This window comes from Luteibacter sp. E-22, assembly GCF_049913125.1.
Lineage (GTDB): Bacteria > Pseudomonadota > Gammaproteobacteria > Xanthomonadales > Rhodanobacteraceae > Luteibacter.
This window is the reverse complement of sequence record NZ_CP183975.1, coordinates 1,954,976-1,977,145: the sequence shown is the minus strand read 5'-3', so window position 1 is coordinate 1,977,145 and position 22,170 is coordinate 1,954,976. Positions and strand designations below refer to the sequence as shown.

Annotated in this window: 22 protein-coding genes; 8 read left to right on the top strand and 14 right to left on the bottom strand. The window is 65.9% G+C overall.

The features are described 5' to 3' along the window. Positions 1-6: 6 nt before the first annotated feature. From ACN9M2_RS08950 to ACN9M2_RS08930, 5 genes are all read right to left on the bottom strand, one after another. Entirely contained in the window at positions 7-1,782 is a 1,776-nt protein-coding gene (locus ACN9M2_RS08950; RefSeq protein ID WP_426287721.1) for a DUF2341 domain-containing protein, read from the bottom strand. 37 nt (positions 1,783-1,819) lie between these two features. Continuing rightward, positions 1,820-3,430, bottom strand: coding sequence for a ShlB/FhaC/HecB family hemolysin secretion/activation protein (locus ACN9M2_RS08945; protein WP_426287720.1), 1,611 nt, complete (start codon positions 3,428-3,430; stop codon positions 1,820-1,822). A gap of 139 nt (positions 3,431-3,569) precedes the next feature. Next, on the bottom strand, positions 3,570-4,538 hold the full coding sequence (locus ACN9M2_RS08940; RefSeq protein WP_426287888.1) for a FecR family protein: 969 nt from the start codon (positions 4,536-4,538) through the stop codon (positions 3,570-3,572). Positions 4,539-4,543: 5 nt separating this feature from the next. Next, a complete protein-coding gene (locus tag ACN9M2_RS08935) occupies positions 4,544-5,080 on the bottom strand; it encodes an RNA polymerase sigma factor (protein WP_426287719.1) in 537 nt (178 codons plus the stop codon). 2 nt (positions 5,081-5,082) lie between these two features. Next, positions 5,083-5,793: an STN domain-containing protein gene (locus ACN9M2_RS08930; RefSeq protein ID WP_426287718.1), complete on the bottom strand. Its 711-nt coding sequence runs from the start codon at positions 5,791-5,793 to the stop codon at positions 5,083-5,085. Between the two features lie 189 nt (positions 5,794-5,982). Between ACN9M2_RS08930 and ACN9M2_RS08925 the strand changes: the two genes are divergently transcribed. Continuing rightward, a complete protein-coding gene (locus ACN9M2_RS08925) occupies positions 5,983-6,342 on the top strand; it encodes a hypothetical protein (RefSeq protein ID WP_426287717.1) in 360 nt (119 codons plus the stop codon). A gap of 18 nt (positions 6,343-6,360) precedes the next feature. Here the strand turns inward: ACN9M2_RS08925 and gspD are convergent, their stop codons facing one another. Both gspD and gndA read right to left on the bottom strand, forming a co-directional pair. Then, positions 6,361-8,694: a type II secretion system secretin GspD gene (gene gspD, locus ACN9M2_RS08920; RefSeq protein ID WP_426287716.1), complete on the bottom strand. Its 2,334-nt coding sequence runs from the start codon at positions 8,692-8,694 to the stop codon at positions 6,361-6,363. 191 nt (positions 8,695-8,885) lie between these two features. Then, complete coding sequence (gene gndA, locus ACN9M2_RS08915) at positions 8,886-10,298, bottom strand: NADP-dependent phosphogluconate dehydrogenase (protein ID WP_426287715.1); 1,413 nt, start codon at positions 10,296-10,298, stop codon at positions 8,886-8,888. A 227-nt stretch (positions 10,299-10,525) separates the two neighbouring features. Between gndA and ACN9M2_RS08910 the strand changes: the two genes are divergently transcribed. From ACN9M2_RS08910 to ykgO, 4 genes are all read left to right on the top strand, one after another. Beyond that, on the top strand, positions 10,526-11,245 hold the full coding sequence (locus tag ACN9M2_RS08910; RefSeq protein ID WP_371022923.1) for a CoA transferase subunit A: 720 nt from the start codon (positions 10,526-10,528) through the stop codon (positions 11,243-11,245). An 11-nt stretch (positions 11,246-11,256) separates the two neighbouring features. Beyond that, positions 11,257-11,892, top strand: coding sequence for a 3-oxoacid CoA-transferase subunit B (locus tag ACN9M2_RS08905; protein WP_426287714.1), 636 nt, complete (start codon positions 11,257-11,259; stop codon positions 11,890-11,892). 466 nt (positions 11,893-12,358) lie between these two features. Beyond that, complete coding sequence (locus tag ACN9M2_RS08900; RefSeq protein WP_426287713.1) at positions 12,359-13,273, top strand: LysR substrate-binding domain-containing protein; 915 nt, start codon at positions 12,359-12,361, stop codon at positions 13,271-13,273. An 88-nt stretch (positions 13,274-13,361) separates the two neighbouring features. After that, positions 13,362-13,487 (top strand): type B 50S ribosomal protein L36, encoded by a 126-nt coding sequence (gene ykgO / locus ACN9M2_RS08895; RefSeq protein ID WP_029213509.1) that lies wholly within the window; start codon positions 13,362-13,364, stop codon positions 13,485-13,487. 264 nt (positions 13,488-13,751) lie between these two features. Here the strand turns inward: ykgO and ACN9M2_RS08890 are convergent, their stop codons facing one another. The 6 genes from ACN9M2_RS08890 to ACN9M2_RS08865 form a co-directional block, all read right to left on the bottom strand. Further along, a complete protein-coding gene (locus ACN9M2_RS08890; protein ID WP_426287712.1) occupies positions 13,752-15,548 on the bottom strand; it encodes a GGDEF domain-containing protein in 1,797 nt (598 codons plus the stop codon). Between the two features lie 4 nt (positions 15,549-15,552). Further along, positions 15,553-15,864 carry a hypothetical protein gene (locus ACN9M2_RS08885; RefSeq protein ID WP_426287711.1) on the bottom strand — a complete coding sequence of 104 codons (312 nt, stop codon included), beginning with the start codon at positions 15,862-15,864 and terminating at the stop codon, positions 15,553-15,555. Positions 15,865-16,049: 185 nt separating this feature from the next. Beyond that, positions 16,050-16,544 (bottom strand): Ohr family peroxiredoxin, encoded by a 495-nt coding sequence (locus ACN9M2_RS08880; protein WP_426287710.1) that lies wholly within the window; start codon positions 16,542-16,544, stop codon positions 16,050-16,052. 15 nt (positions 16,545-16,559) lie between these two features. Beyond that, positions 16,560-17,336 carry an SDR family oxidoreductase gene (locus ACN9M2_RS08875; RefSeq protein WP_426287709.1) on the bottom strand — a complete coding sequence of 259 codons (777 nt, stop codon included), beginning with the start codon at positions 17,334-17,336 and terminating at the stop codon, positions 16,560-16,562. Positions 17,337-17,414: 78 nt separating this feature from the next. Further along, positions 17,415-18,416 carry a LysR family transcriptional regulator gene (locus tag ACN9M2_RS08870; protein WP_426287708.1) on the bottom strand — a complete coding sequence of 334 codons (1,002 nt, stop codon included), beginning with the start codon at positions 18,414-18,416 and terminating at the stop codon, positions 17,415-17,417. A gap of 10 nt (positions 18,417-18,426) precedes the next feature. Next, a complete protein-coding gene (locus tag ACN9M2_RS08865) occupies positions 18,427-18,693 on the bottom strand; it encodes a sigma factor-like helix-turn-helix DNA-binding protein (RefSeq protein ID WP_426287707.1) in 267 nt (88 codons plus the stop codon). Positions 18,694-18,839: 146 nt separating this feature from the next. Between ACN9M2_RS08865 and ACN9M2_RS08860 the strand changes: the two genes are divergently transcribed. The 3 genes from ACN9M2_RS08860 (at position 18,840) to ACN9M2_RS08850 (ending at position 20,718) form a co-directional block, all read left to right on the top strand. Further along, the gene (locus ACN9M2_RS08860) at positions 18,840-19,340 is read left to right on the top strand and encodes a carboxymuconolactone decarboxylase family protein (protein ID WP_426287706.1); all 501 of its coding nucleotides are present in this window, start codon (positions 18,840-18,842) and stop codon (positions 19,338-19,340) included. Positions 19,341-19,350: 10 nt separating this feature from the next. Then, positions 19,351-19,755, top strand: a complete 405-nt coding sequence (locus ACN9M2_RS08855; RefSeq protein WP_426287705.1) for a cupin domain-containing protein — start codon at positions 19,351-19,353, stop codon at positions 19,753-19,755. A gap of 69 nt (positions 19,756-19,824) precedes the next feature. After that, complete coding sequence (locus tag ACN9M2_RS08850) at positions 19,825-20,718, top strand: RNA polymerase sigma-70 factor (protein ID WP_426287704.1); 894 nt, start codon at positions 19,825-19,827, stop codon at positions 20,716-20,718. An 11-nt stretch (positions 20,719-20,729) separates the two neighbouring features. On the opposite strand, the gene ACN9M2_RS08845 is transcribed toward ACN9M2_RS08850, so the two are convergent. Then, complete coding sequence (locus tag ACN9M2_RS08845; protein ID WP_426287703.1) at positions 20,730-22,127, bottom strand: class II fumarate hydratase; 1,398 nt, start codon at positions 22,125-22,127, stop codon at positions 20,730-20,732. Between the last annotated feature and the right edge of the window lie 43 nt (positions 22,128-22,170).

The window sequence follows — 22,170 nt, the reverse complement described above, 5'->3', positions numbered from 1 at the left end:
CGATCCTCAGGCCGCGACGGCCGACGGTTGGTTGACGCGCTGCTGCTCGGCGAGGCGCGTCACGAACTCGTCCACGAACACCTGCATGTTCGCGGTGACGTTCTTGTTGCGGATCAGCAGGTAGTTGTAGCCGAACAGTGCCGGGATCGCGACGAACAGGCCGGCCACCGTGGCGAGCAGCGCCGCGGCGATGCCCGGCGCAATGGCGTTGACGTTGACGTCGCCCGCCGCGGCGATCGCCGCGAAGGTGATCATCACGCCGACCACGGTGCCGAGCAGGCCCAGGAAGGGGCCGCCGGAGATCGCGATGGTGAGAAGCACCATCGACTTGGACAGGGCCTGGTTCTCGCGGACCAGCACCGAATCCATGGTGGCGCGGATCGCCTCGATGGACTCCGACGCGATGTGGTCCTGGCCGTCCTCGTCGCGACGGTTCCACACTTCGGCGGCACCGACTTTGTAGAGACGATAGAGCGAGGCATCCTGCAACCGCGACGCGGTGGCATCGCGCGACAGCGCGAGGATGTTACGGCCCTGCTGGCGGAAGGCGTCGAGGAAATCCTCGTTGGCGCGGGTCACCTTGTTGACATAGGCCGCACGCTGCCACATGACCACCCAGGAGATCGCCGCCATGACCAGCAGGATGCCGATCACCACCCAGGCATCGGCGGTCACCGATTTCACGATGATGCCGAAATAGCCGAAGCCCACGCCGGACTGTTTCTCGTCGGCGCCGTAGGTGAGCAACTTCGATTCGGCACCCTGGGTCTGCGCGTCGACCGCGATGGCGACAGCGGGACGGGCGATCCGCGAGAGGCGCACTTCATCCATCAGGCCGGCGAACGGCACGAAGGACTCGGCCTGGCCGGCGACGTCGCCACCGAGCGTGGCCTGGCTGGTCATCGCGGGGAGCTTCGTTTCCAGCTTCGCGTAAGGCTTGCCGTCGACATACAGTTCGACATCGCTGCCCGTGGCGGTGACGGCGACATGCACCCATGCGGCGGCCTTGAGCGGATCACCGGCGGTGCTGGTGGCGTCGTTCACCTGGACGAAGGGCACGCCGTTGTCGAGCCCGACCAGCAGCTTCTGCTCGCCCTGGCGGCGTGCGTAGATCAGGGTGCGGCCAGCTGCCTGCGTGTCGGGCTTGATCCAGGCGCTGAACGTGAAACTGCCGCCCTCGGCGACATTCATCGAGACGCTGCCCGGCAAGGTGACGACCTTGGAACCGTCGAAACGCGCGGCCTTGCCGATGATGCCGTCGGCGGTGAGGATATCGTTCCCCACGGCGTTGTTCGCGTAGGCGGTGGCGTCCTGTGGCGGCGTACCCGCGGCTTCCTCGAAGTGGTAGACGGCGGCGTAATCGGCGTCGAACACGGCGCCGGCCTTCTCGGCGCCCTGCGCCTTGGGATTGCCGTAGTACATCCAGACCTGCTGCTGGCTGTCCGCGCCGAGCTGCGGCACGTCCACCCAGACCAGGGCCACGCCCAGCACCGGGTCGAAGCTCTCGACCTGATAGTTCAGCGGGGTCTTGTCATCGGCCGCGACGAAGCGGACGTCGGCGCCGGTCTCGGAGACGCCGTCGAAAGTGAAATTACCCGAGTGCAGGCGCACCAGCAGCGGCGTGCGGCCGGCGGCGGCCGTCACGTTGCCGCCCTTGGCCGTCGTGTCGATGGTGATCGCCTTGCGGAAGGCGAAGTCCTGGTTCCACCACGAGGCGTCGGCGTAAGCAGCCGGCACCCAGCCGAGGAGAAGCAAGCAGGTCAGGAACAAGAGTCGAGTCACGGTGATACCCCTGGATGTCTGTGGTCCGACCTGCCGGTCAGAGATCCGCTTTGAGTGAGAAATGAATGCGAGTGTCGTGTGCGCGCGTCGCCTGCCCGTCCTTGAACGGATAGGCCACCTCGAACGCGCCGGTGGCGATGTTGAAAATCTGGAAGCGTGTGCCCAAGCCGGCGCTGGACAAGTCGTAGCTGTTCACGCGCGTGCTGCCGGCCGACGGGTTGGCCGGGTCGACGAGGCTGGGCAGCGCGTTCATCAGCACGAGGTGCGCGGCGTCGACGAAGGCGTGGAAGCGCCAGTCGTTCACCCATGCACCGAGGTGCGCGGCGATCGACGGCGTACGCAGTTCGATGGAGCCGGTGACGCCGTGGTCGGCGGTCTGCTCGGCTTCCAGGTAACCGCGCACGCTGCTCTGTCCGCCCGCGGCATACTGTTCGCTGGAGATCAACGACGAGTTCGACAGCTGCATGCCCAGACGACCGGCAAGAGCGAACCCGTTGGCGAAATTGCGCGTGTGGCCGCCGTCGAACTTCATGTAGAAGAAGTTGGCCCGCGCCTTGTAGCGCTGGTTGTCGAACTCCGCCGCGTTGCTGCCGCCGGCACGGAAACCGAGGGTGCCGCCGATCGCGATGGTGCTGATCGAGGTTTCGCCGATCGACTGGCCCTGGTACGTGACGTTGAGCGGGATGTACGTGATCGGCGCCTTCGAGGTCTGGCCCGAGAGGCTGATGTTCTGGTCGAAGTGCTTGCGGGTGAGGCCCATCGACAGCGATTGCGAGTACTCGCCGTGCGTCGGCAACGTGCGGATGAAACTGAAGCCCACCGCGTTGCCCTTGCCCAGCACCGTCGTGCCACCGACGGCATTGGCATTGCTGTTGGACTTATAGCCCGAGGCCAGCACGCTCCAGTCGCCGCCGAGCGGAATCAGGTAGGAACCGGCCCAAACCTCGGCCGCGTTCCGATCCTGCGGCGCGACGATATAGGTAAGCGAAGCCGCGTGGCCGTCCTGGAACAGGTTGTCGTCGCGCACGCTGGCCACAGTGCGCAGTTCCGGTGTGTTGACGCTGTGGTCGTTGTTCACTTCCAGGCTCGCGTGCCACGGCGAGTTGTCGGTGACCTTGAGGGTCACGTCCATCGTCTGCGGCAGCTTGCCGGGCGTGAGCACGGGCACCACCTGGCTACCGCCGCGGCGGTTGACGTCGGTGAGCTGCTGCTGGGCCTGGGTGAAGTTCGGTACCTCGCCCTCGCGCAAGGCGGGGACCGCGTCACGGATGTCCTTGGGCGAACGGTAGGTCGCGCCTTCGACGCGTACGCGACCGATCACGTTCTCGGTCACCTGGAAGCGGATCACCCCACCCTTGACCTGCTGCGGCGGAAGGTCGACCACCACCGACTGGAAGCCATGCGCCTGGTAGGCCTTCTGCAAGGCCTCGCGTGCGGCGCCGACGTCGTTCATCGACTTGCCCGGCCCCAGGAACGGATAGACCGCCGTCTCGATATCCAGTGGTTGCAGCGTCGTGTTGCCATCGACGACGTATTCGTTGACGTCGAACGAAGTCGGTGCGTCCTGGGCGCCCGCGTCCACCGCCAGTCCCAGCGAGATGGCCAGCGCGAACGCGTTGGCGTGCCAAGGGCTCGCGATACGCATCATGCGTTCACCCGTACTGCTCGTGTAGCCACGCGGACTTTCCCCTGATGTTCCCGTTTGCCCACAAGACGCGTGGGCAGCGGTGGCACTGAACCGCTGTCACGAAAAATTCATGGGCCGGCGGCGCCGGCCCGGGACTGGGTCAGCTCAGCAGTACCCAGCCGCCGGGAAGGTGCGTCGCATGTGCGCCGTAGGCGTCCTGGATGAGCGTGGCGACGTCGGCCATCTGGTCGAGCGTGAAGCGCGCATGCACGCGCCGCTCGCCGAGCGCACGGTCGGTGATGACGATGCGGCCGGGACGATAGCGATTGATGTCCGCGACGACATCCGCCAACGGCTGGTTGTCGTAGATCAGCACGCGCTGGCGCCAGGCCAGCGCGGTATCCGGGTTGACCGCCACGGCGGGAGCCATGCCGCGATCGTCGAAAGCCACTTGCTGGGCCGGCTTCACCTCGGTCCTCGCCGCGCCCAGCGTGAGCACCGCGTGCCCGTCGAGGCACGTCACCGCGGCGTCGCGGTCGAGGCAGCGTACGGCGAACGACGTGCCCGGCGTGGAGGTCAGGGTCGCGTCGGCCAGTTCGACGACGAAAGGCGACGTGCGCGAGGCATCGACGCGGACCACGGCCTCGCCACTGCGCAGGCGCATGCCCGTGACGGCCTTGCCGCTGCCACGCAGCCCGATATCGGTCGCCGTGTTCATTTCCACCGTGACGCCCTGCACTATCTCGACGCTGCGCTGCTCGCCGACCGCTGTGCGCAGCCGCGAGCCATCCGCCGCGCCGGGCAGGAGGTCCGTGCCATAGCGCCCGATCAGCACGGCGGCGACCGACGCGCTGACCGCCGTGGCGAGGAACATCCGCCGGCTCATGCGTACGCCATGGCGAGGCGTCGGTGGCTGGCCTCGATCCATGCGCTCCGCCCGCTGCGCGATGGCGGGGCCCAGGTCCTCCCACATGCGCCGCGTGCGGGCGAAGGCGGCCGCATGCTGCTCGTTCGCGAGGCACCAGCGCCTGAACGCCTCGCCGTCTTCACGGGTGGCTGTTCCCGAGGTCAGGTGGACGAGCCAGGCCCGGGCCTGGCGCTCGCTTTCATGGATGCTGGTCGTTCCCATATCGCTCAAGACGGATCTCCGGCGCCCGGACCGAACCGCTGAACGGATTTGCGTCCCACTTTTGTGGCACAAGTCTCAAGTGCCTTCTTCAATTCCTTGCCCACCATGCGCACCGAGATGCCGTGGCGGGCCGCGATGGCCGCCTGCGGCTGCTCGTCTACCCGCGCCGCGATGAGGATCTCGCGCTGGCGGCGGGTGAGCATGTCCAGCGCCTCGCCCAGGGCGGCAAGATCCTGCCGCGAGGCGAGTACGGTAGGCGGGTCGAGTTGATCGTCCGCGCCATGCACCAGCTCGTCGATCTCCTCTCCCGTCAGCAGGCGGCTGGACGAACGATGGTGATCGGCCGCCATGTTCAGCGCCATGCGGAACAGGTAACCCGTGGGATGCGTCGCGCGCTCCACGTTGGGATCGAGTCGCTCCACGCGCAGATAGGTTTCCTGGAGCACGTCGTCCACCAGGTCATCCGACCGCAGGCGGCGCCGCAGCCGGCGACGGAAGTCCTCGTAATTGTCGAGGAACAGCCCGAGCAGCGAGGTCTCCATCGTCAGCCCTCCGTGGCGCGGTGCGCCCGGCAAGCGCCGTCGGCGTCGACCGAGGGTGTCAGCAGGACCGTCACGGGGCTGGATCGATGAACATCCGCCGGCAGACGCAATGAGCGAAGGGTGGCGAGCACCCTGTCGTCACGCCGCGGATCGTCGGAGGCGGCCAACGCCGCCACGTCGGTCACGCCACCGCCATCGCCGATCCACAACTGCATGGCCAACCGGAACCCACCTGGCCGCGTGTCCTCGTGCGCGCACAAGGCTCGCTCCACCGCCACCTGCACGGCACGTGCGGACCGCTCGTCGAGCATGTCGCCAGCAGGACCGGCGTCGTGACCCGGCGTGACGCCCTCGTCCTCCGGGGCCTGGCTGGATGCGGTGACGGTGAAGGCGTTCATCGAGGAAAAGTGCGCTCCGAGTCCCGTGCCCACGAGCAGGATGCGCAATGCGTCGCGCGGTGCGGCCATGCCGTGGAGCCCCTGCGATCGCTTATCCGCGACGAGGCCGTCGTCGAACAGCACGGCGATACCCGTGTTCTCGCTGAAAGCGCGTAACGCGGTGGCGAGCGCTTGAGCGTCGATGTCGAAGCGCGTGGGCGCATGCGTTTCTTCCGACCCCTGTGGCTGTCCCGCGTTGGTGCGCACCTGCGCCGCCGACCATGGCGACGAAAGCAGGGCCATGCACGCGACAAGCGCGAGGACGCTGCGTGCCACGGTCATTCCTCACGCATGAGCGGACGGGACGGGAACTCGTCTCCGGGTGAAGGCTAGGCGCGCCAAATGACACAACGACGCTATTTCAGTGACAGGATTAATGACCGTCGCGTGACACCGCCCGATTCGCTTACTGGTGCAACCGGTTACGTGCTATCTGGTGTGGACGGCCAGACGGAGGGAATCATCATGCGTATTCGGCAAGTACTCGCCATGGGCCTGGCTGTCGCGACGCCCTGCGCCATGGCGCAATCGGTCGTGGACCTGCCAGGCGTGCACGCCGCCGCGAACGCGGGCTGCGTCGAACCCGCCGATGCGGCGTCGACGGGACTTTCCTATGCCTGCCTGAGCCGCCTGATGGCAGCCGACGGGGTGCCGGCCGGCACGCCCGCCATCGATGCCGGGGTGGGCCGGCGACCCACCAATACGCTGGGCCTCTATAACGCCGCCGGCCTGCAACATCGCATGGGTCCGAACCTGGGAGTGTCGGTGCAGCCGTATCGGCCGAAGCTCAGCTATCCCACGCCGCTGGTCGGCCCGGCGCGTTAGCCGGGCCGAGGGGTCGTTTCAGGGCTTGCCGAGCGGCAGGGTCGTGGCGGGTTCGCCACTGCCCAGCTTCGCATCGGCGCGCACGGGACGCAGCGATTCGAACTTCCGCTGGTACTCGTCCGTCACCTGCTTGGCTTCCTCGCCGTTGCTGATGACGCGCGGCGTGATCAGCACGATCAGTTCGGTGCGATCGCGGCCACGGGTCGTCTGACCGAACAACCGGCCGAAAATAGGGATTCGATTCAGGCCCGGAATGCCCGTGTCGGTGACACCTTCCTGCTGCTTGATGAGTCCGCCGAGCAAGACCGTCTGCCCGCTCTGGACGGCCACCTGGGTGGCGACCTCGCGCTGCTGGATCGGGAAGTTACCGGTGGTCGCGTCCTTCTGGCCGGGCGCGCTCACCACCTGGTTGATGTTCATATAGACCAGGCCGCCCGGGTTCACGCGCGGGCGCACGTTGAGGATCACACCGGTGTCCTTGTACTCCACCTGGCCGATCGTGTTGTCGGTGTTGGCACTGGTGTTGACGAAAGTCTGCGTGATCGGGATCTGGTCGCCGACCTGGATGTGCGCCTTCTGGTTGTTCAACACCACCAGCGAGGGAGCCGACAAGGTCTTCGTGTTGCCACTGGTCTCCATCGCCCGCAGCGCGACGGCGAGGTTGTTGTTGACGAACGAGTAGAAGAAGCTGTCGGTAGTCGGGTTGTAGACGTTCCCGCCGTTGCCCAGCGCCCATTGCTGTTTATTGCCGGGCTGGCCCACCGACCCGTTGGTGCCGCCGACCAGGCCTTCCAGGTACCACTGCACGCCGAACTGGAAATCGCCGGTCAACGCCACCTCGAGGATGCGGGTCTCGATCTGCACCTGCAACGGCACGGCATCCAGGCGCTTGATCGCCTGCTCGATCTCCGTCCACTGCGACGGACGGCAACGCACCATCAGCTGGTTGTTCGCATCCACCGAGGTGATGCGCACGCCTTCGTCCGTCGTGACCGGCCCGTTGCGCTGGCGGCGCGACGAGGTGTCGTCGTCACCGAACCCGCTTCCGGCAAAACCGCTGCCCGATCCGAACGACGAGCCGCCACTCATGCCGGACGACGAGCCGTTGAGCCCGCTGTTGTTGTTCGTGGTGTTGAGCAAGCCTGAATTCGACGACGAGCTGTTGCCGAAACCGCCCGTGGTGCTACCGAGGCCCGAGCCGCCACGATTGCCGAGGTCGCTGTCGCCGCCGCCGAGTGTGCCGGAACTCAGACCCGGCCCGACCTTGCCGCCGCGATCGCTGGAGCCGCCACCGCTGGAGCCGCCGCCATAGATGTCCGAGAGGTAATCGGCGAGATCGGCGGCCTGCACGTTGCGCACGTCGTAGACATAGAGCTGCGGCTCGTTGCCGCCGCCCCGGTCGATGCGATCGATCCAGCTCCTCACCTCGTCGAGGTACACGGGCTGGGGGCTGATCACCACGAGGGAATTGGTACGTTCGATGGGGATGAAGCGAAGCATGCCGGCCATCGGCGTGTTGCCCTTCTCACCGAACAGTTTGTCGAGCGTCGGCGTCAGGTCCTTCACTTCCGCGCGTTGCAGGCTGAACACGCCCACCGACATGCCGCGCAGCCAGTCGACGTCGAAGGTCTGCACCGTGCGCTGGTAGTTCTCCAGTTCGGTCGGCGTGCCGGCCATCACCAGCACGTTGCGCGTGGGGTCGGCCAGCAAGGTGGCATCCGGCCGCGCGAACGGCTTGATCAGTTTCTGCATCTCGGTCGCGGAGATGAAACGCAGGGGAAACAGGCGCGCCTGCAGGCCGCCCGGCGGCGCGGTGGCGCCCATGCTCGGCACGAGGTTGCCCGCCACCGCGTCCTTCGCGGGCATGACCACGTAGCGGTCGCCGCTGCGGACCAGGGCATTGCCGGTCCAGGACAACAAGGTCTCCAGGATCGGCAAGGCCTGCTCGCTCGACACCGGCTGCGAGGTGGAGAAGGAGACGTTGCCCTGCACGCCGGGCACGATCGAGTAGTTCTCATGCAGCAGGTCGCCGAGGATGGCTTTCACCACCGACTCGACCGGCTGGTTCTCGAAGTTGAAGGTCACCGTGCCCGCACCCGCGGCCACCGGCTTCGGCTTGGGCAAGCCCACCGCCTTGACGAATTCACCCGTGCCCGTGGTGATATCGGGCTGCGCGGCCGCCGGAACGGGAGGATTGGCGGTGCCTACCGTCAACGGCTTGGGTACCGGCTTCTCCGTGCCGGCCAGCGCTTCGCGCTGGAGCGATCCATCGTCGCGCGGTTGCGGCAGCGTCGAGCATCCGGCAAGCGCTACCGCCAGCGCCATGGCGCCGATCAGAAAACTTCTCAACATGAAACAACGTACTCCCTCGTTGGACACGGCACGATACACCGACGCCTGGTGTGCTGCCGATCCGGCAACTCTAAAGGGAGGGTTCCTACAGCGCCAGCACCCGGCGGCGGACCTGCGTCGCAGGTCCGCGCCGAGGACGTCCACCGGAGGCCTTCCGCCCGGCGAGCGGCGGCGGAAGGCTGTTCAGTCCGTCATTCCACCCATTCGACGTGGAAGCTGCCCTTCTCGTCCAGGCGTTCGAAGGTGTGCGCCCCGAAGTAGTCACGCTGCGCCTGGATCAGGTTCGCTGGCAACGTCTCCGCCCGATAACTGTCGTAGTAGGCGATGGCCGCGGAGAAGCCGGGCACCGGCACACCCACGCGTACCGCCTCGCCCACGACCTCACGCAAGGCCGCCTGGTACTCCTGGGCGATGTCGCGGAAGTACGGATCGAGCAAGAGGTTCTTCAGCGCCCCATCGGTCCGGTAGGCATCGGTGATCTTCTGCAGGAAGCGGGCGCGGATGATGCAGCCGGCACGGAAGATCTTCGCGATCGCGCCGTAGTCGAGGTTCCACTGGTTCTCGTCCGAGGCCGCACGCAGCTGGGCGAAGCCCTGGGCGTAGGAGATGATCTTGCTCATGTAAAGAGCGCGCCGCACCGACTCGACAAAGGCCTTGCGGTCACCGTGGAACGCCTCCGTTTTCGGGCCGGCCAGCCGCTTGCTGGCCTCGACCCGCTCATCCTTCATAGACGACAAGATGCGGGCGAAGACCGACTCGGTAATCAGGGTGAGCGGGACGCCGAGGTCGAGCGCACTCTGGCTGGTCCACTTGCCGGTGCCTTTCTGCGCGGCGCGGTCGAGGATCACGTCCACCAGCATCTTTCCGCTCTTGTCGTCCTTCTTGCTGAAAATCTTCGAGGTGATCTCGATGAGGAAACTGTCCAGTTCGCCCTCGTTCCATTCACGGTAGACGTCGGCCAGTTCCTCGTTCGAGAGGCCCACGACATGCTTCAGCACGGCATAGCTTTCCGCGATGAGCTGCATGTCGCCGTACTCGATGCCGTTGTGCACCATTTTCACGTAGTGACCCGCGCCACCCGGGCCGATGTAGACGACGCAAGGTTCGCCGTCGGGCGCCTTGGCCGCGATCTCGGTCAGGATGGGAGCGACCAGGTCGTAGGCGTCGCGCGGACCGCCGGGCATGATCGACGGTCCCTTCAAGGCGCCTTCTTCGCCACCCGAGACGCCGGTGCCGATGAAATGCAATCCGTCCTTGGCCAATTCCTCGCCCCGGCGCACGGTGTCCTTGTAATACGTGTTGCCGCCATCGATCAGGATGTCGCCCTTATCCAGCAAGGGACGCAATTGTTCGATCACGGCGTCGGTGCCCTTGCCCGCCTGCACCATGAGCAGGATGCGGCGCGGTTTTTCGAGCGAGTCGACGAAATCCTCCAAGGTGTAGCTGGGCACCAGCTTCTTTCCCGGGCTCTGGGCCATGACCTCGTCGGTCTTTTCCCTGCTCCGGTTGAAGATGGACACCGCATGACCACGACTCTCGATGTTCCAGGCGAGGTTGCGGCCCATCACGGCCATGCCGATGACACCGATCTTCTGCTTGCTCACGTTGAATTCTCCGGGCGCGCGGGGTTTCGAGGTACATGAGGATGAACGATTTCCGATCAAAGCCTCGTACACGGTGCCAATGCTTGCAAGAATCGGGTGCAGGGGATGAAGACCCGCCGGACGGCCCCGGGGGGATTGGACCAAAGGGCAACCACGGGCCGGCGCGGCGCTCGGCTATCATGGGCGGCGAACCGGCGGCGGGACCGTCCGGATGGAATCGATGACGCATGAACCAGGTGAAGTCGCACTCGCGCGACAAACGTGTCGCCTCCGCCCGAGAGGCACTGGCCGGTCTGGTCGCCGACGGACAGACCGTCGCCGTAGGCGGTTTCGGCCTCTGCGGTATTCCCGAACTCCTGATCGAGGCGCTGCGCGATTCGGGCGTCACCGGCCTCACCGCGGTCTCCAACAACGCCGGCATCGACGGCGTGGGCCTGGGGCTGCTGTTGCAGACCCGCCAGATCCGCAAGATGGTTTCGTCCTATGTCGGCGAGAACAAGGAATTCGAGCGGCAGTTCCTGGCCGGCGAGCTCGAAGTGGAGTTCACCCCGCAGGGCACGCTCGCCGAGAAGCTGCGTGCCGGTGGCGCGGGCATCCCCGCCTTCTTCACCCGCACCGGCTACGGCACCCAGGTGGCCGAAGGCAAGGAAGTGCGCGAGTTCGACGGCAACATGTACGTGATGGAACGTTCGATCGTCGCCGACGTGGCGCTGGTCAAGGCGTGGAAGGCGGACCCTTCTGGCAACCTCGTCTATCGCAAGACCGCACGCAACTTCAATCCCATGGTCGCCACCGCCGGCAAGGTGTGCATCGCGGAAGTGGAGATCATGGTGGAAGTGGGCGAACTCGACCCGGACCAGGTCCACACGCCTGGCATCTATGTCGACCGCATCGTGCACAATCCCGCGCCGTCCAAGCGCATCGAACAGCGCACCGTGCGCGCCTGAAGGAGAAGACTATGGCCTGGACCCGTGAACAGATGGCGCAGCGCGCCGCCCTGGAACTCTCCGACGGCGATTACGTGAACCTCGGCATCGGTTTGCCCACGCTGGTGGCCAACCACCTGCCCGACGGCGTCGATGTCTGGCTGCAATCCGAAAATGGCCTGCTCGGCATCGGCCCCTTCCCCACCGAGGACGAAGTGGACGCCGATCTGATCAACGCCGGCAAGCAGACGGTGACCGCTCGCGCCGGCTCATCGTTCTTCTCCAGCGCCGATTCGTTCGCGATGATTCGCGGCGGCCACGTGGATATCTCCATCCTGGGCGCGATGCAGGTGACCTGCGAGGGCGACATCGCCAACTGGATGGTGCCCGGCAAGATGGTCAAGGGCATGGGCGGGGCCATGGATCTCGTCGCCGGCGTGAAGCGCGTCGTCGTGGTGATGGAACACACCGCGAAAGACGGTTCGCCGAAGATCCTCACCGAATGCACCTTGCCGCTGACCGGCAAGGGCGTGGTCGACCGCATCATCACCGACCTGGCGGTGTTCGACGTGACGCCCGGCGGGCTGGAACTGATCGAGATGGCGCCCGGCGTGGACGAGGCGGCGATCAACGCCGGCACGGGGTGCGGGTTTGTTTCGAAGCTCTGAGGGCATCGCCGACAAGTCGGCTCCCACAAGAAGCAAGAGCATCGCCGACGGGGTCGGCTCCCACCGGGCAACGCCAAGCTGGTGGGAACCGGCCAAGCTGGTGGGAACCGGCCGAGCTGTCGGGAACTGGCCAAGCTGGTGGAAATTGGCCGTACTAGTGGGGACTGGCCGTACTTGTGGGGACTGGCCGTACTTGTGGGAGCCGACCTTGTCGGCGATAGGCGCCCCCTACGCCCGAACACCCACGCCACTTTCCAAACGCCACAAAGAAAGTCGCCCCGCAGGAGACGCCTCAGCATGGGCCTCGGGGGGGAGGTAGGCCAGATGCCGGTAGTTAGCGTCGCTGCGAGGCGAGGGACCTACCGACCCAGGGGGAGGGGTTGGTGGTAGGCCGAGACGAATCATAGATTTCCTAGGAAATTCCGGCCAATATATCTTTCAGCGCCCACTTATTCGAAAAACGACTATGTTCGACCTGCGCCAACTGCGCTATTTCGTCGAGGTGGCTGAGACCCTCAGCTTCACCCAGGCCGCCCAGCGCCTGCACATTTCCCAGCCACCGCTTTCCCAGCAGATCCAGTCACTTGAAGCCGACCTGGGCGTGCGCCTGCTCGACCGCAACCGGCGCCGCGTCGCCCTTACCGAGCCTGGCCGGATCTTCCTGGTCGAAGCCAAGGCGATCCTCGCCCGCGCGGAGAGCGCCCGGACGGTCGTGGCGGAGGCCGCGGCCGGCTTCACAGGTCAACTTCGGCTGGCTTATGCGGTTTCCGTGTCCTTCCATCCCGCCCTGCCGGAAACCTTGCTGCGTTTTTCGCACGCGGCGGCGGGAGTGAGCCTGCACCTCGGCGAGATGCTCACCGGCGCCCAATACGATGCTCTCCTTTCCGGCCAGATCGACGTGGGCCTGCTGCGGGCGCACCCCGAGGGCGTAGCGAATGCCCGCCAGCTGAACGTGGAGGTGATCGACCACGAGCCGCTGGTGATCGCCCTTCCCGCCCGTCACCGCCTGTCGAAGCAGCCCAGCTTGCGCATGGAAGCCCTGGCTGGAGAGCGATTCGTCGCCCCGCCGCGCGCCCAGGCCACGACCCTGACCGACCGGTTGACCCTGCTCGCCAACAAGGCCGGCTTCCGTCCCAACGTCCGACAGGAAGCGCAGCAGATCCCTTCGTTGCTGCCGCTCGTGGCCGCGGGGCTGGGCGTGGCCCTGGTTCCGGCCTCGCTACGCGCGGTCCATCTGGATGGCGTCAGCTTCGTTCCCGTTGACGATCCGGAGGCCTATCTCTTGCTCGCCGTGGCCTCGCGCGTGGACAATACGTCGCCGGTGCTGGAGAGTTTCCTGCGCACCGTCCGCGAGGCCCGGACGAAGCTGGGGCTCGGCTGAAAGACGAATGCTTCCCGGCGCTTGCGTAACGTCGGCCGGATCGTTACAATCCCCTTTTTCCTTGTCCGTAAAGTTTCAGGAGCTGGCCGTGAAGGTGCTTTCCTCTTTGAAGTCCGCGAAGTCGCGTCACCGTGACTGCAAAGTCGTTCGCCGTCGCGGCAAAGTGTTCGTGATCTGCAAGAGCAATCCCCGTTTCAAGGCTCGTCAGCGCTGATCCAGCTGCGACGGGTTTAGAAAGAAAGGCCGCGAAAGCGGCCTTTCTTTTTGGTCCTTGCGGACGGAACGGAATGCTCCTGTGGGAGCCGAGCGCTCTCATGGGAGCCGACCTTGTCGGCGATGGGTGCTCGCCGCGACCTGGCCCGCTGCCGCGGGATCGCCGACAAGGTCGGCTCCCACCAGGTTTCTTCCACCGGACAGGTTTCTTTCACAGTAGATTAGGTTTCTTCCACCGGGTGGGTTTGTTCCACCGGGTGGTTGCCTAGCCGCGTGCCTCGCTCAGGTACGGCGAGTCGGGAATGTCACCGGTGTCTCCCATGAAGACGCAGTTCCGGCCTGCCCGCTTGGCCCGGTAAAGCGCCGCATCGGCCACCACCAGCAGGCGATGCAATTCGAAGCCGCACTGCATCGTGCCGCCGATGCCGAAGCTCGCCGTCACCACCAGGTTCGGACGGATCTGGGTGGCCGAGGTCGCCGCGATCGACAGCCGCAGTTGCTCCGCGCGTGCACGCGCCTGCGCGGGGCTGCAATCGGGCAGCAGTACCGCGAACTCCTCGCCGCCCAGGCGGCCGAATACATCGCAAGCGTGCAAGGCGCGGCGGCAGACATCCACCGCGCGCTTCAGCACTTCGTCGCCGACGGCGTGGCCGTAGGTGTCGTTGACGTTCTTGAAGTGATCGAGATCGAAAAGGATGAGGCATGCCCCGCGATCCGAGCGCGCACCGTAGGCCAATACACGCTCGGCCTGCTCGACGAAATGCTCGCGATTGCAGATGCCGGTGAGGCCGTCGCGGCGCGCCAGTTTCATGAAACGCAACTGCGAGCGGCGCAACCAGAGCACCAGCCAGGCGATGGCGGCCAGCCCGGCAAGCAGGACGAAGATGTACAGGCGGCCAGTCTCGACTTCCTTGCGGTCGAGCGCCCCCGTCAAGCGAAGGATCTCGTTCTGCTTGTTCAGCGCCTCGACCTCGGCCTTGCGCGCGAGCAACTGCTGGTCGACGATCTGGAAGGCCAGGCTGCGCGCGCCCACGTCGTCCAGGTAGGCCTTGTCGGCGACCATGAACTTCTCGTGGTACGCCAGGGCCGCGGCCGCATTGCCCAATTGCTGCTCCACCTGGTAAAGCACGCCATAACCCACCCGGCGCGGATCGGTGAATTCGTCGCGGATCGAACCGGCCACGGCGGACAAGCCGAAGCGGCGCGCGTTGGCCAGGTCGCCCAACTTGAGGTACGCCTGCGCGAGCGTCGCATCGTATTCCGCCAGCAACGCCGGATAATTCAGTGCACGCGCCCGGTCGCGCGTTTCCGCGAGTATCTTCACCGCCTCGGCGGGACGCCCACGGGCGAGATGGAATGCCGCGATGTCCGAGCGCATGCTATCGGCGAAGACCTCGTCGCCCGACGCGTCACAGGTTTCGATCGCGCGCAGGTACATCGGGTCCAGCGTCTCCAGCCGGTTGGCCTCACGACGCGCGCGCAGCAGGTGTTGCGCTCCCTTGCATATCGTTTCGCCCGGCGGCGGGTTCTCCATCATTTCCCGGGCGTATGCCTCGGCCTGCTCGAACTGGCCGGCGGAACTGAGCAACTGCGACGCCTCGCCCAGGCCCTGGAAACGCGCTTTCCGGTCGCGGATGGATGGCATCAGCTCCTGCAACTGGTTCAGCCGCATGAAAGCGTCCTGATAACGGTGGCCGATGCCGAGCAGGTTGATCAGGGTCGCGGTGGCGCGCAGCCGCAAGACGTTGTCGTTGGCGTTATCCGCCACGTCCTCCAGGGCCTTCCTGCCGGCTTCGTAATCGCCTATCCAGGTGGCCCGCCAGCCTTGAAGGAAACGCAACTTCCACCGCTCGGCAGGCGCGAGTTTCGCTTCGAATCGCGCAAGGTCGTCGATCAGGTGGCCGAACGCGACGAAATCGGTGACCTTGATCGTGTCGGCGCGCGCGAGGACCGCCTCGGGCGACGAAGGATTTCCGGCGTTCTCCGGTGCCGCATGCACCACTGCGACGAACACCAGCAGGCAAGCCGCCAGTGTCGCGAGCGCATGCCGCAGGCGCTTCACGGCTTCAGCGGTGCGTGCCCGTGGGCGGCATGTAAGCGACCGTGTCGTCCGGCTCGCCGTCTCCATCCTCATCCTCGCCATCGAGCGGATCCTCCTGTTCCTCATGCTCGGGGGCTATCGGCATCTGCGTGGAAAAATACGCGCGCTGGCCGAGCAGCAACCGAACGGCATCGCCATCCTTCGCACTGAACGCATCACGAAGATCACCGTCGTCGACACCGGCATCCCGCAAGGCGGCATCGACGGCGTCCGTCGAAGCGTGCCGCAACGACGCGTCGCTCCCGACGCGCGCGAGAAACTCGATGACCTTCCCCATGCTTCCCGTTCCCCGGCCCAGGGATGTCACCCCCCGGCCCTCACGGCGATCCTCCCCTCGAGGTCACTCGCGGATCGGATCATAGCCCCATGCGCCACGGCGGAGTAGTAGGCCACCTGGCTTGGGCCAAAGGAAATGTGACGCAGGATCAGATACCTGGCGTGACAGGCAATGTTTTCGCGCGATCAGTCCGCCAGTTGCACGATGCACTCGATACCCTGTCGCGCCATCTTCGCGTAGGGACACAGGCGTTCGGTGTTGCGAACCAGGGCCTCCGCGATGTGACGTGCCACGCCAGGCAAGGCGATGCGTATGTGGGCGACGAGCGTGAACAACCCATCGGCCGGATCGCGACCGAAGGTCACGGCGGCGGTCACCGCCGCGTCGGCGGGAACGGCGATGCGCTCGCGCATCGCCAACAGGCAGAGCGCTCCATGGAAGCAGGCGGCGAAACCCGCCGCGAACAGTTGTTCCGGATTGCTTCCTCCCCCGGGACCACCCATCTCCGGCGGCAGGCGCAGGGACACGTCGAGATTGCCGTCGCTGGAGCGAGCGGCACCCGAAGCGCGGCCATGCGACGCCTCGCCGCCGGTCACCGTGACAGTGCCCGTGTACAACGGAGCGAAATCGTCTCCGTCGTACCGGTCGAGGAACGAGACCGGCGGTGGCGTCGGTTTCACGATGGACCTGTCGATTCAGGCCGCGGAAGCGAAGCTGGCGTACTGGGACGACTTCAGCCAGGCATGGAAATCGATCTTGCCCAGCGTCGCGTCCGGCCCCGGCAACAAGCTGTCGTCGGCCAGCACGGCACCGAAATACGGCGCCTTGGCGTCGCCGACCACGTGGTGCGGATCGTTGACGATCGACAGGAACCGGCCGACCAGGTCGGACATGCGCACCTTGTCAGGCCCCGCGATCTCGACCACGCCGTTGGCGGGCTTGCCCAGCACGGTCCTCACCACGGCATCGGCCACGTCGTCCGAAGCGATGGGCTGGATGTAGCCCGTCGACAAGGTGATGGTGTCGCCGCCGGCGGCCGACTTCGCGATACCGGCCAGGAACTCGAAGAACTGCGTGGAATGGATGATGGTGTACGGTACGCCCGATTCGCGCACGATCGTCTCCTGCGCGACCTTCGCGCGCATGTAGCCGCTGCCGGCGGCCGCGACGCGGTCGGTGCCGACGATCGACAAGGCCACGTGGTGGGCGATGCCCGCGCGCCGCTCCGCCGCGGCGAGGTTACGGCCGGAGGTCTGGAAGAAATCCAGTACCGCCTTGTCTTCGAACGAGGGGGAATTGGCCAGGTCGATGACCGTGTCGACGCCGGCCATGGCCTCGTCCAGTCCTTCGCCGGTGAGCGTATTCACGCCTGACGAGGGCGATGCGGCGATCGCCTCGTGGCCCTTTGCGCGCAGGCGCTGCACGACCTTGCTGCCGATGAGGCCGGAGCCGCCGATGACCAGGAATTTCATGATGGGATACCTATCTTGCTTTGGACGTGACTGGATCGTAGGAGCCGGGCGTCGACACCGGTAGGATCGCGCGCGGGATCACGGTGTTGCCGTCGATGCACCAATCGGCAACGTGCTGCCACACTCCAGGTCCAGCGCGCGAATGGCGGGAACCATGAAGTCGATGAATACGCGGATGCGCGAAGGCAACTGTTGCCGGCTCTGGTAACAGATGTAGTGGCCGCGGTCGTCGGGTGCGTACCGCGGCAGGCAAGCGACGAGGCGCCCGGCCCGGAGGTGCGCGCATACCTGGTACCCCGCGAGCTGGGCGATCCCCCTGCCATCCAGCACCGCCTGCAACACCAGGTCGGGATCGTTGAAGGCGTCCATCGCCGGCGGCAGGGTCTTGTACGACCTGCCATCGACCTTGAATTCCCATTCGTCGACGCGGCCCGAGGCCAGCCGGAAATGGATGGCGCGATGCGCGGCGAGATCCTCGATCTTCTCGATGGCGCCATGAGCGAGCAGGTAGTCCGGCGTGGCGCACACGAACGTCTGCATGGGGACGACCTGCCGGGCGATGACCTGGCTGTCCTCCAGCCGTCCGTTGCGGAACGACACGTCCACGCGGTCGGCGGTGAAGTCGACGGGGTGGTCGTCCAGGACCAGGTCGACCGCGATCTCCGGGAACGTGTCGCGGAAGCGCTTCAACAGCGGTGCCACCACGTTGCGGCCAAAACCGACGGGCGCGCCGATGCACAGGCGTCCGCGCGGAGGCCCGTCGCGAAGCTCGCGCATGTCGTCCAGCGCCTGGGCGATGCGTTCCACGCCGGGGTGACAGTTCTCGAAGAAGATCTCGCCTTCCCGCGTGAGCGCGGTGCTGCGAGTGGTTCGGGAAAACAGCCGCGCGCCCACTTGCTGTTCGAGCTTCTGCACGCTGCGGCTCACGGCGGAGCGACCGATGCCGAGGCGATCGGCGGCCCTGGCGAAACTGCCCTCGGACACCACGGCGATAAAGGCGATCACACCGGCATAACTGGCGGAGAACGAGGTGGCAAGGGTATCGACGGTCTCCACCGGCGACGATAAATAGTGGCTCATGGGCAGATCCTCATTCCACGGCGCGGCGTGGGCCGGCCGCTTGTATGTGTGCGCGAGCCAGCTCGACCAGGGCATGGCATGCCGCCGCGTCCTTGCGCAGCAGCATGGCCACCTCGTCGATGCTCGCATCGAAGATGTCACTCATCAGGAAGGCGACCCGGGCCTCTGCCGGCAGCTCGTCGAGTACATCCAGGAATCCCGCCCACACGGCATCGACCGTGTGTCGTGTCGACAGCTGCCTGCGCAGCCATTCGTAGGTGCGGGTGATCGGGTCCATGTCTCATAGACGCGGGCATCCGGCGGTTTGTGACACGCCGATTGGTGCACGCCGCGCAACACGGTGATCCCGCGCACGGACCTACCGGCTCTCCGTTGCGCGGACCTAGGCTACGGCTGGCAATCACTCCCGAATGAGGAAGCACCATGACCCAGCGTCTCGATTACCAGCAGCAGTCGCCCGAGCTGACCAAGAAGCTGATGGAATTCAGCATGGCGGAGGCCAAGTGCGCGATCGAGGAATCGATCCGTCACCTGGTCCACATTCGCGCTTCGCAGATCAATGGTTGCGCGTTCTGCGTCGACATGCATGTCAAGCAGGCGGTCATCCATGGCGAGCGTCCGCTGCGCCTGCACCACATCGCCATCTGGCGTGAATCGAACCTGTTCTCGCCACGCGAGCGCGCCAGCCTGGCCTGGACGGAAGCGCTCACGCAGATCCCGGCGCAAGGCGTGCCGGACGACGTCTACGAGCGCGTCCGCGGCCAGCTCTCCGAGAAGGAGATCTCCGACCTGACCTTCGTCGTCGCGGCCATCAACGCGTGGAATCGCATGAACGTGGCCTTCCGCAACGTCCCCGGCACGATGGACAAAGCCTGGGGTCTCGACAAGGCCGGTCTTTCCGAGACCGTCGCCACCGCCGCTTGAGGAACCTCCCATGCGCATTTTCAAGACACTCGCCTTCCTGCTGGCGCTTTCGCCCGGCCTCGCACTCGCCCAGGACGCCGGGGCACCCCAGGCCACCGTCACCGATCTCATGACCAAGGCGCTGAAGGACTACCCTGGCAAGGAGATCACCCTGATCAACGTCGATTACCCGCCCGGCGCCGTCGACCCGGTGCATCGCCACGATGCGCACGCGATCGTCTATGTGCTGGAGGGAAGCATCGTGATGGGCGTGCGCGGACAGCCCGAGCAGACGCTCAAGGCCGGGCAGACGTTCTATGAGGGCCCGGACGACGTGCACACGATCGGCCGCAACGCCAGCAAGACCGCGCCGGCCAAGTTCGTCGTGTTCCTGCTCAAGGACAAGAAGAATCCGGTGCTGACCCTCGTCCACTGAGCCGGAAAGCCCGCCATGCGAGACGATTTTGCAAGGACCTGTCACAGGGGAACTGGCAAGATCGTCTCCATGGGTATGAACGACGCTACGGCCACCTTCTCCGCCCTGCGGCCTCGCCTGCACGGGATCGCTTACCGCATGCTCGGTTCGGTGGCCGAGTCCGAGGACGTGGTGCAGGACATCTGGCTCAGCTGGAACGCCGCCGAGCACACGGCTATCGAGAACGCGGAGGCGTGGCTGGTCGCCGCCACCACGCGCCGTGCGATCGACCGGCTCAGGGCGGCGAAGGTCCGGCGCGAGGAATACGTCGGCATCTGGCTGCCCGAGCCCATCCTCACCGACCATGGCGCCTCGCCCGAGGATGTACAGGAACTGGCAGGCGACGTGTCCGTCGCGTTCCTCCTGCTGCTGGAAAGGCTATCCCCCGAAGCCCGCGCCGCCTTCCTGCTGCGCGAGGTCTTCGATATCGATTACGCCGAGATCGCGGACACCGTCGGCAAGAGTGAAGCCGCGTGCCGCCAGCTCGTGCATCGCGCGAAGGACCAGCTACGCGACGAGCGCCCCCGCCACACGGCACCCCGCGAGGCACACCTCGCGCTCATGCGGCGCTTCGCGGAGGCGTTGGCGAACGGCGACTTCCCGGCCATCCGCTCCCTGCTCGCCGTGGATGCCGACCTCAGCGGCGACGGCGGTGGCAAGGTCACCAGCTTCCCCAAGCCCATGCTCGGCGGCCAGCGTATCGCGCAGCTGTTCTACGCCTCATACCTTCGTTATGGCGCCGCCGCGGAAGTACGGCTGACGCGCATCAACGGCGAATGGGCCTTCCTTCGCTACATCGAAGGCCAACTGGAATCCGCGCAGACCTTCGTGACGGACGGCGAGAAGATCCTGAGCATCCATGTGCAGCGGAACCCGGACAAACTGCGGCGAATCGATCAAGGCCTGCAAGGATTCGCCGCCTAGGCGGCCAGCGCTCAGCCGCCACCACCGCCACCGCCGTGGATACCGCCCTTGGTCAACGCCGCGGGGTCAAGCAGCTTCGCCAGTTCGGCCTTGGACAAGCCCGTGGTCTCCAGCGCCACGTCCATGATGGGGCGCTTCTCCTTGTATGCCTGCTTCGCGGTGGCCGCGCCCTTCTCGTAGCCGATCACCGGGTTGAGTGCGGTGACGAGGATCGGGTTCTTGTCCAACGCCTCGCGTATGTGTTCCTCGTTGACCTTGAAGCCCGCGATCGCCTTGTCCGCGAGCAGCGTGACGACGTTGGCGAGGATCTCGATCGACTGCAACAGGTTGTACGCGATCACGGGCAGCATCACGTTGAGCTGGAAATTACCCGACTGCCCCGCCACCGCGATCGTCGCGTCGTTGCCTATCACCTGTGCGGCGACCATGGCGGCCGCCTCGGGAATCACCGGATTGACCTTGCCCGGCATGATCGACGATCCCGGTTGCAGCGCCGGCAGCTCGATCTCACCGAGGCCCGCCAGCGGACCGGAATTCATCCAGCGCAGGTCGTTGGCGATCTTCATCACGCCGACCGCCAGCGCGCGTAACTGGCCGGAGAGTTCCACCGGTGCGTCCTGCGCGGCCATCCCCGCGAAATAGTTATCCGCCGACTCGAACTTCACCCCCGTCAGCTTCGACAGTTCGGCCGCGACCGTGGGACCGAACTTCGGGTCGGCATTGATGCCGGTACCCACGGCGCTGCCACCCTGCGGCAAGCGCCGGGTGCGCTTGAGCGTGTCCACGATGCGTTCCGCTGCGTCGCCGACCTGGGCCGACCAGCCAGACAGTTCCTGGCCGAAGGTGATCGGCATGGCATCCATCAGGTGGGTGCGTCCCGTCTTGACGACCTTCTTCAATTCCCTGGCGCGGGTGTCGATCGTCTTGCGCAGGTGCTTGAGCGCCGGCAGCAGCTTTTCGCTCGTCGCCAGCGTGGCGCTCACCAGGATCGCCGTAGGAATCACATCGTTCGAACTCTGGCCGGCGTTCACGTGATCGTTCGGGTGCACCTTGTTGCCGGCAGCCTCGGCGAGGTGGGCGATCACCTCGTTGGCGTTCATGTTGGAACTGGTGCCCGAGCCGGTCTGGAAGACGTCGATGGGGAAGTGCTCGTCGACCTCGCCGGCGGCGACCTTCTCGGCCGCCGCGCGGATGGCCTTGGCCGAGGCCTTGTCCAGGTGGCCTAGCTTGACGTTGGCTTCGGCCGCGGCCGACTTGATGAGGCCGAGCGCCCGGATGAACTCGCGCGGCATGGTCAGCCCGGATACGGGGAAGTTATCGACCGCGCGCTGGGTCTGCGCGCCGTAGAGCGCCTTGGCCGGTACCTTCAACTCGCCCATGCTGTCGCGTTCTGTACGGAACTTGCTCATGCGGGAACTCCGGGTGGGGGATTGACATACAGTACCCGCCCTC

Excerpts from the sequence above, each read along its gene's own strand:
- ACN9M2_RS08925 (WP_426287717.1), top strand. The coding sequence starts at position 5,983 with ATGCGTATTCGGCAAGTACTCGCCATGGGCCTGGCTGTCGCGACGCCC.
- ACN9M2_RS08935 (WP_426287719.1), bottom strand. The coding sequence starts at position 5,080 with ATGGAGACCTCGCTGCTCGGGCTGTTCCTCGACAATTACGAGGACTTC.
- ACN9M2_RS08870 (WP_426287708.1), bottom strand. The coding sequence starts at position 18,416 with ATGAGCCACTATTTATCGTCGCCGGTGGAGACCGTCGATACCCTTGCC.
- ACN9M2_RS08905 (WP_426287714.1), top strand. The coding sequence starts at position 11,257 with ATGGCCTGGACCCGTGAACAGATGGCGCAGCGCGCCGCCCTGGAACTC.
- ACN9M2_RS08860 (WP_426287706.1), top strand. The coding sequence starts at position 18,840 with ATGACCCAGCGTCTCGATTACCAGCAGCAGTCGCCCGAGCTGACCAAG.
- ACN9M2_RS08865 (WP_426287707.1), bottom strand. The coding sequence starts at position 18,693 with ATGGACCCGATCACCCGCACCTACGAATGGCTGCGCAGGCAGCTGTCG.
- ACN9M2_RS08885 (WP_426287711.1), bottom strand. The coding sequence starts at position 15,864 with ATGGGGAAGGTCATCGAGTTTCTCGCGCGCGTCGGGAGCGACGCGTCG.
- ACN9M2_RS08910 (WP_371022923.1), top strand. The coding sequence starts at position 10,526 with ATGAACCAGGTGAAGTCGCACTCGCGCGACAAACGTGTCGCCTCCGCC.
- ACN9M2_RS08855 (WP_426287705.1), top strand. The coding sequence starts at position 19,351 with ATGCGCATTTTCAAGACACTCGCCTTCCTGCTGGCGCTTTCGCCCGGC.
- ACN9M2_RS08845 (WP_426287703.1), bottom strand. The coding sequence starts at position 22,127 with ATGAGCAAGTTCCGTACAGAACGCGACAGCATGGGCGAGTTGAAGGTA.
- ACN9M2_RS08900 (WP_426287713.1), top strand. The coding sequence starts at position 12,359 with ATGTTCGACCTGCGCCAACTGCGCTATTTCGTCGAGGTGGCTGAGACC.
- ACN9M2_RS08940 (WP_426287888.1), bottom strand. The coding sequence starts at position 4,538 with ATGGGAACGACCAGCATCCATGAAAGCGAGCGCCAGGCCCGGGCCTGG.
- ACN9M2_RS08945 (WP_426287720.1), bottom strand. The coding sequence starts at position 3,430 with ATGATGCGTATCGCGAGCCCTTGGCACGCCAACGCGTTCGCGCTGGCC.
- ACN9M2_RS08850 (WP_426287704.1), top strand. The coding sequence starts at position 19,825 with ATGGGTATGAACGACGCTACGGCCACCTTCTCCGCCCTGCGGCCTCGC.
- gspD (WP_426287716.1), bottom strand. The coding sequence starts at position 8,694 with ATGTTGAGAAGTTTTCTGATCGGCGCCATGGCGCTGGCGGTAGCGCTT.
- ACN9M2_RS08875 (WP_426287709.1), bottom strand. The coding sequence starts at position 17,336 with ATGAAATTCCTGGTCATCGGCGGCTCCGGCCTCATCGGCAGCAAGGTC.